Origin of the sequence: Alkalihalobacterium sp. APHAB7 (assembly GCF_048323755.1) — a bacterium.
Classification (GTDB): domain Bacteria; phylum Bacillota; class Bacilli; order Bacillales; family Bacillaceae_F; genus Alkalihalobacterium.
Window position 1 is genome coordinate 53,662 of record NZ_JBLWFS010000024.1, and the last position, 6,608, is coordinate 60,269.

A 6,608-nucleotide genomic window follows, 5' to 3' on the forward strand; every position below is an offset into this window, starting at 1 on the left:
AATGATTTTAATGATTGATAACTATGATTCATTTACGTACAATTTGGTGCAATATTTGGGAGAGATGGGTGAAGAGTTAGTCGTTCGACGAAACGACGAAATCACCATTGGAGAAATTGAAGAACTAAACCCAGATTACTTAATGATCTCGCCAGGTCCTTGTAGTCCGAATGAAGCAGGAATTAGCTTAAAGGCAATCGAACATTTTGCTGGGAAAATCCCCATCTTTGGCGTTTGTTTAGGGCATCAGTCGATTGGTCAAGTGTTTGGCGGTAAAGTCATTCGAGCGGAACGATTGATGCATGGAAAGACTTCCGATATCACTCATGATGAGAAAACCATTTTTAAAGGGATCGAACTTCCTTTTACAGCAACTAGATACCATTCCTTAATTGTTGAACGGGAGACACTTCCTGACTGTTTAGAAATCACAGCAGAAACAGCGGAAGGGGAAATTATGGCTCTGCGTCATAAAACACTTCCTATCGAAGGTGTTCAGTTCCATCCAGAGTCCATAATGACGGAGTCAGGTAAGCTTTTATTACGTAATTTTGTTGAATGCTATAGGGGGCGTTCCTCAGCATGTACATCTATGTAAATGGTGAAATTGTAACACCGGAAGATGCAAAAATTTCAGCGTTTGATCATGGCTTTATGTATGGCTTAGGTGTATTTGAGACGTTTCGTATTTATGAAGGTCATCCATTTTTAGTGGATGACCATTTTCATCGCTTGCACCAAAGTTTAAATCAACTTTCTATTGCTTGGAATTGGACGAAAGAAGATGTAATGATGGTCTTGCGGGAATTATTAGAGAAAAATAAGTTAACGAATGCATATGTTAGGTGGAATGTTTCAGCGGGTGCGGGCTCACTGGGACTACAAGTCGATCCATACGAAAAACCTTCGACGATTGTATACGTTAAACCACTGCCAGAAAAGATGTCAGTGACAAAACGTGGGGTAATTTTGAAGACGAAACGAAATACACCCGAAGGAAATGAACGGCTGAAATCCCACCATTACTTAAATAACATTATTGGAAAAAGGGAAATAGGTTCAGATGCAAATGTTGAAGGAATTTTCTTAACGCATGACGATTATCTTGCTGAAGGAATCGTATCCAATCTTTTTTGGCTAAAAAATAATGTTGTATACACACCAGCGGTTGAAACGGGGATACTAAATGGTGTAACGAGGCAGTTTATCTTAACGTTATTAGACGAGTTAGGCTACGAGTATAAAGAAGGTTTTTATAAAAGTAACGACTTGCTTGAAGCAGATGAAGCTTTTGTAACCAATTCTATTCAAGAGATCGTTTCACTTGAAGATGTTGATGGAAAAACGAACTACAACAGCGCGTTGGCTAATGAGTTACGAAAACATTATTTCTCACTAAGGCAACTTAGCAGTCGAGTTGAAATATATAAAAAGGAGTAAATTGAAATGTCCGTTCAAACAAATCCTCCAAAAGTTAGAGCAGCACAATTTCTAGGTGAAACAACCGTAATGGGAATTTTAAATGCAACACCCGACTCATTTTCTGATGGTGGTCAGTTTAATGAAGTTGAAGCAGCTGTCCATCATGCCAAAAAAATGGTAAATCAAGGAGCTAAAATTATTGACATTGGTGGAGAGTCAACAAGACCAGGGGCAGAAAAGGTAGAGCGAGATGAAGAGTTAAAAAGAGTCATTCCTATTATTTCTGCAATCGCTCGAGAGGTCGATGTCCCGATTTCGATCGATACGTATAAAAGTGAAGTCGCTAAACAAGCGATTGAAGCAGGAGCATCAATTATTAACGATGTATGGGGAGCCAAAGCAGACCCGATGATGGCCGAAGTAGCAGCAACTTACGATGTTCCGATTATTCTCATGCATAACCGCACAAACAAAAACTACGTTAACCTCCTAGAAGACATGAAAAGAGATCTGCAAGAAAGTATTAACATTTGTCGCCAGGCTGGAGTTCGTGATGATCAAATTATTTTGGACCCAGGGATTGGATTTGCTAAAACGTATGAGCAAAACCTTGAAGTAATGAGAAAGTTAGATGAAATTGTAGACCTAGGGTATCCCGTCTTACTAGGGACTTCTCGAAAATCGTTTATCGCCAAAACATTAGACCTTCCAGTGGATGAGCGAGTAGAAGGAACTGGAGCAACGGTTTGCCTCGGTATTGCGAAAGGTTGTCACATTATAAGAGTTCATGATGTTTTAGAAATGAGCCGAATGGCAAAAATGATGGATGCGATGTTAGGGAAAGGTGTATAAAAATGGACAAAATTATTATCGATCAGATGCAATTTTATGGATACCATGGTGTTTATCCAGAAGAAAACAAGTTAGGTCAACGTTTTAAGGTAGATGCAACATTATTTTTAGACTTAAGTCATGCAGGGATGAATGATGATTTAACTCAAACGGTCAACTATGCAGAAGTATACGAGCTTACAAAAAAAGTGGTGGAGAGCCAAACGCATAAGTTAGTGGAAACGATTGCTGAGAACATTAGTTCTTTGATCCTTAAAACGTTTCCGATCGTTCAGTCATGTACAATAAAAGTTATTAAACCAGATCCGCCAATTAATGGCCATTACCATTCTGTAGCAGTAGAAATTACAAGGAGCCGAAATAGTGAATAATCTCGTATATATTGCATTGGGTTCTAACATCGGTGTTCGAGAAGACTATCTATTATTTGGCCTAAAGGAATTGAACGAGGAAGCAGGTCTCAAGATTAATCGAGTTTCCTCAATTTACGAAACAGACCCCGTCGGTTTTTTGGACCAACAAGATTTTCTGAATATGGTTATTGAGGTTTCAACGTCCTATTCACCTGAACAACTATTACAAGTAACCCAAAAAATAGAAAGCAAGGCAAAAAAAAATACTCCAATCCGTTGGGGACCGAGAACATTAGACCTTGACATTTTACTCTATAATCAAGAAAATATTAAGATGGATGATTTACTGATTCCTCATCCAAGAATGAGTGAGCGAAGTTTTGTCATCATTCCGTTGGAGGAAATTAACCCTCAAATAATGCTGCCTCATGAGAAGGTAACAGTTTCGGAGATCTATAGCAGGTTAACAGATAAAGAAGGTGTTAGAGTATGGAAAATGAACAATGGGGTAGGAGAATACGGGCTTTTCGAAAATTGAAAGGTTACACGCAAGAAGCGTTTGCTCATACTTTAGGGATTTCAATTTCAGTATTGGGTGAAGTCGAAAGAGGAACGAGGGTGCCAACGGAAGAACTAATTGAAAAAATAGCTACGGCTTTACAAATTAGTAAAGACGAGTTGACGTCTAATAAATAGTTATAAAACAAGTCGGAGGTGATGTGATGTTAAAAATCGGAAATATTGAAACGAAAAACCAAGTCGTGTTAGCTCCGATGGCAGGTGTTTGTAATCCGGCTTTCCGATTAATCGCAAAAGAGTTTGGAGCAGGACTTGTTTGTGCTGAGATGGTTAGTGATAAAGCAATCTTACACAAAAATGAAAAGTCGTTAAGTATGCTATATGTAGATGAGCGTGAAAAGCCATTGAGCTTGCAAATTTTCGGTGGTGAAAAAGACACCTTAGTGGAAGCTGCCAAGTTTGTCGATAAAAACACGAATGCAGACATAATCGATATTAATATGGGTTGTCCAGTACCGAAAATTACGAAGTGTGATGCAGGGGCTAGATGGTTGCTCGACCCTAACAAGATCTATGAAATGGTATCAGCTGTAGTTGACGCTGTGGATAAGCCAGTAACAGTTAAAATGCGAATCGGTTGGGACGATGAGCATATTTTTGCTATTGAGAATGCACGTGCAGTCGAACGTGCAGGAGGAAAAGCGGTTGCTGTGCATGGACGTACACGAGTTCAGATGTATGAAGGTGTAGCAAATTGGGACATCATTAGAGAAGTAAAGGAATCTGTAAATATTCCTGTTATCGGTAATGGCGATGTTAAAACACCTGAGGACGCGAAACACATGTTAGATACTACAGGGGTAGACGGTGTTATGATTGGAAGAGCTGCATTAGGAAACCCTTGGATGCTTTATCGTACAGTTCACTTTTTAGAGACAGGTGAACTTCCTGGAGATCCAACGCCGCGAGAAAAAATCGATGTATGTATGATTCACTTAGATCGTTTAATCGCATTAAAAGGTGAAAAAGTAGCTGTCCGTGAAATGAGAAAGCATGCAGCGTGGTATCTCAAAGGAATGCGTGGCAACTCAGTAGTGAGAGACCAAATCAATCAGTTCGAAACGCGCGATGATGTATTCAATTCTTTATACAGCTATATTGATGAAGTTGAAGCAAGAATGAACGAGATTGTCGAAGTAGGCTAAGATAGTTGACTTTATCACTTTACTTTTCTATAATTCGTCTGAGATAATCACACACTGCCAGTATCTGCTGGCAGTTTTTCTACATATAAGCCAAAACCAAAATCATTCACGAGATGGTTACATAAGATCCTTTTATTTATTGTTGAGTTAGCAGTAGTTTGGAAATAGTTTTTAGTTTTAAAGAAAATTAGGAGTTGATGAAATGTCACAGGAATTAGAATTAAATGACTTACTAGCCGTGCGAAGAGACAAATTAAAAAAGTTAGTGGATAAAGGTGTCGATCCATTTGGAAGTAAGTTTGTCCGAACGCACTCTGCAAAAGAGATGACAGAGCAATTTGGTGAAATATCAAAAGAGCAGTTAGAAGAAGACAAGCATGAAGTAGTACTTGCTGGTCGAATTATGACTAAGCGAGGCAAAGGAAAAGCAGGCTTTGCTCATATCCAGGACTTAACTGGGAAAATTCAAATCTATGTTAGACAAGATGCTGTTGGAGAAGAAGCGTATGAGCTGTTTAACACGATTGATATTGGTGACCTTGTTGGAGTTTCTGGTGTGGCCTTTAAAACCAAAGTTGGAGAGTTATCTATTAAAGTAACTAACTTCCAATTACTTACAAAATCATTAAGGCCTTTACCAGATAAGTTTCACGGGTTAAAAGACATAGAACAACGTTACCGCCAAAGATACGTTGATTTAATCGTAAACCCTGAAGTTCGTGATACGTTTGTACTTAGAAGTAAAATCTTACAATCAATGAGACGTTACTTAGATAGCCGAGGCTACTTAGAAGTAGAAACTCCGATGATGCATTCGATTGCTGGAGGTGCTTCAGCTCGTCCTTTTATTACACACCACAATGCTCTCGATATGACTCTTTATATGAGAATAGCTATTGAGCTCCATTTAAAGCGTCTGATTGTTGGTGGTTTAGAAAAGGTGTATGAAATTGGACGAGTTTTCCGTAACGAGGGTGTATCAACACGTCACAATCCAGAATTCACAATGATTGAGTTATATGAGGCCTATGCTGACTATAAAGATATCATGAGTTTAACTGAAAACTTAATCGCGCATATTGCTGAAGAAGTGTTAGGGACTACAACTGTTCAGTATGGCGACTATGAGGTAAACCTAAAGCCTGAATGGAAAAGACTTCACATGGTTGATGCAATTAAAGAGTATGCAGGAGTAGATTTCTGGAAAGAAATGAGCGACGAGGAAGCTCGAGCAATTGCAAAAGAGCATAAGGTTCCTGTAAAAGAGACAATGACTTATGGACATGTTGTTAATGAATTCTTTGAGCATTTTGTTGAAGAAAAATTAATACAGCCTACGTTCATTTATGGTCATCCGACTGCCATTTCACCGTTAGCGAAGAAGAACCCAGAAGATGAGCGCTTTACAGACCGTTTCGAACTCTTTATTGTCGGCCGCGAGCATGCGAATGCGTTTACTGAGCTTAATGACCCAATTGATCAAAGGGAGAGATTTGAAGATCAATTAAAAGAAAGAGAACAAGGTGACGACGAAGCGCATATGATGGATGACGATTTTGTCGAAGCTCTTGAATATGGAATGCCTCCAACAGGTGGTTTAGGTATTGGTATCGATCGTTTAGTTATGTTATTAACAAATTCTCCTTCTATCCGTGATGTATTATTGTTTCCGCAAATGCGTCATCGTGAAACTACTGAAGAATAGAATAGTATACTAATGCGTGTCTGCATCTCTCCAAATATAATTACGTTAAATGTTGGTAGGTGCAGGCACTTTTTTTGTGAATTTGTTAAAAAAGCACATGTTGGTTATAATGGTTTCTAGCAATGTAATAAGGAGTTTTATTAGTATCAAGTAGACGCACGCATTCTAGAGAAAGAGGCAAGAATATAATATAAAATTGTATATTGTTTATTTTCCAGGTCGATCATTTTAGTATAGAAAAGAATTAATTGTGCATTTCCTTAAAAAGACTCTTTATTTTTTCTAGACAATGAGTATAATAAGAAACAGGCATTATTTTGTCGACTCTAATAAAAATTTGTTTCAAAAAAATAAAATTTATTGTTGACTATGAATTACCTGCGTGTTATATTAGTAAAGTCGCTGTCACACAGCAGACAAGCTATAAGTTCTTTGAAAACTGAACAAAAAGCCAAGCGAAATAAATGAGATACATGATATCTCGTCAATGTTTTAAAACGTCACAGTGATGAATGAACTTCGATTAAGAACGCAACGTCCTGTTGCAACATC

At 38.2% G+C, this 6,608-nt stretch carries 8 protein-coding genes; all 8 read left to right on the top strand.

Annotation, left to right across the window (positions count from 1 at the left end):
- Window position 1 precedes the first annotated feature (1 nt).
- The 8 genes from pabA (at window position 2) to lysS (ending at window position 6,056) form a co-directional block, all read left to right on the top strand.
- Window positions 2-598: an aminodeoxychorismate/anthranilate synthase component II gene (pabA, locus tag ACNSTQ_RS18425; protein WP_418201260.1), complete on the top strand. Its 597-nt coding sequence runs from the start codon at window positions 2-4 to the stop codon at window positions 596-598.
- Window positions 583-1,440 carry an aminodeoxychorismate lyase gene (gene pabC, locus ACNSTQ_RS18430; protein ID WP_418201261.1) on the top strand — a complete coding sequence of 286 codons (858 nt, stop codon included), beginning with the start codon at window positions 583-585 and terminating at the stop codon, window positions 1,438-1,440. Before pabA ends, pabC begins: the two co-directional genes overlap by 16 nt.
- Before the next feature lie 6 nt (window positions 1,441-1,446).
- The gene (folP, locus tag ACNSTQ_RS18435; protein WP_418201262.1) at window positions 1,447-2,274 is read left to right on the top strand and encodes a dihydropteroate synthase; all 828 of its coding nucleotides are present in this window, start codon (window positions 1,447-1,449) and stop codon (window positions 2,272-2,274) included.
- Between the two features lie 2 nt (window positions 2,275-2,276).
- Window positions 2,277-2,645, top strand: a complete 369-nt coding sequence (gene folB / locus ACNSTQ_RS18440) for a dihydroneopterin aldolase (protein WP_418201263.1) — start codon at window positions 2,277-2,279, stop codon at window positions 2,643-2,645.
- Window positions 2,638-3,165 (top strand): 2-amino-4-hydroxy-6-hydroxymethyldihydropteridine diphosphokinase, encoded by a 528-nt coding sequence (gene folK / locus ACNSTQ_RS18445; RefSeq protein ID WP_418201264.1) that lies wholly within the window; start codon window positions 2,638-2,640, stop codon window positions 3,163-3,165. The genes folB and folK overlap by 8 nt, the downstream gene beginning before the upstream one ends.
- Window positions 3,117-3,323 (top strand): helix-turn-helix domain-containing protein, encoded by a 207-nt coding sequence (locus tag ACNSTQ_RS18450; protein WP_418201265.1) that lies wholly within the window; start codon window positions 3,117-3,119, stop codon window positions 3,321-3,323. Before folK ends, ACNSTQ_RS18450 begins: the two co-directional genes overlap by 49 nt.
- A gap of 26 nt (window positions 3,324-3,349) precedes the next feature.
- On the top strand, window positions 3,350-4,351 hold the full coding sequence (gene dusB, locus ACNSTQ_RS18455) for a tRNA dihydrouridine synthase DusB (protein WP_418201266.1): 1,002 nt from the start codon (window positions 3,350-3,352) through the stop codon (window positions 4,349-4,351).
- 202 nt (window positions 4,352-4,553) lie between these two features.
- Window positions 4,554-6,056, top strand: a complete 1,503-nt coding sequence (gene lysS, locus ACNSTQ_RS18460; protein WP_418201267.1) for a lysine--tRNA ligase — start codon at window positions 4,554-4,556, stop codon at window positions 6,054-6,056.
- Window positions 6,057-6,608: the final 552 nt, after the last annotated feature.

What these genes read in the sequence shown, in the direction of transcription:
- pabA (WP_418201260.1), top strand. Translation starts at nt 2, where the DNA reads ATGATTTTAATGATTGATAACTATGATTCATTTACGTACAATTTGGTG.
- pabC (WP_418201261.1), top strand. Translation starts at nt 583, where the DNA reads ATGTACATCTATGTAAATGGTGAAATTGTAACACCGGAAGATGCAAAA.
- folP (WP_418201262.1), top strand. Translation starts at nt 1,447, where the DNA reads ATGTCCGTTCAAACAAATCCTCCAAAAGTTAGAGCAGCACAATTTCTA.
- folB (WP_418201263.1), top strand. Translation starts at nt 2,277, where the DNA reads ATGGACAAAATTATTATCGATCAGATGCAATTTTATGGATACCATGGT.
- ACNSTQ_RS18450 (WP_418201265.1), top strand. Translation starts at nt 3,117, where the DNA reads ATGGAAAATGAACAATGGGGTAGGAGAATACGGGCTTTTCGAAAATTG.
- dusB (WP_418201266.1), top strand. Translation starts at nt 3,350, where the DNA reads ATGTTAAAAATCGGAAATATTGAAACGAAAAACCAAGTCGTGTTAGCT.
- lysS (WP_418201267.1), top strand. Translation starts at nt 4,554, where the DNA reads ATGTCACAGGAATTAGAATTAAATGACTTACTAGCCGTGCGAAGAGAC.